At 64.1% G+C, this 624-nt stretch carries 1 protein-coding gene; it reads right to left on the reverse strand.

Going from position 1 to position 624, the window contains the following annotated elements; translation table 11 throughout:
* Window positions 1-624 (reverse strand): Ig-like domain-containing protein (locus E8E95_RS00055; RefSeq protein WP_280347120.1); only part of this gene is annotated, 624 nt, incomplete at both ends.

The raw sequence follows: 624 nt of genomic DNA on the forward strand, positions 1-624 counted from the left end.
ATCGCTGTCGTTGCCCAGCACGTTGCCGGTGGCCGAACTGTCTTCGGCCACGCTGTTGCTGTCAGCGACCAGAACGGCCGCATCGTCCACCGGGCTTACGTTTCCGAAGCTCAGCTCGCCGGTATCGGTGGCAGTGCCGTCGGTGACGGTATAGGTCGCGGTCGGTACCGGGCCGTTGTAGTTCGGGGCCGGGGTGAAAGTGAAGCTGCCGTCGCTGTTGATCTCCAGCGTGCCGACGCCCGCGACGGTGGCGCTCTGGCCGGCCAGGTAAGTGCTGCCGCCGAAGGTGAAGTCGGTGACGGTCAGGGTGTCATTCTCGACGTCGCTGTCGTTGGTCAGGACATTACCGCTGGCGGCGATGTCCTCGGTGACCGGAATCGGGCCGTCATTGCTGGCGACAGGCGCATCGTTCACCGGCGTGACGGTGATATCCAGCGTGGAGTCGCTGCCGGTGTTGGTGACGTAAGTGACCTGCGGCACCGCGCCATTCCAGTTCTGCACTGGAGTAAAGGTGTAGTTGCCGTCCGCGGCGATGGTCAGGGTACCGACACCGGAGATGACCGCATTGGAGCCAGCGCTGAAGGTGCCCGGCACGCCACTGACGCTGAACGTCGTAACAGTCAG

It is taken from the genome of Pseudomonas sp. BN414 (genome assembly GCF_029871275.1).
In the GTDB taxonomy this organism is placed as follows: domain Bacteria; phylum Pseudomonadota; class Gammaproteobacteria; order Pseudomonadales; family Pseudomonadaceae; genus Metapseudomonas; species Metapseudomonas resinovorans_C.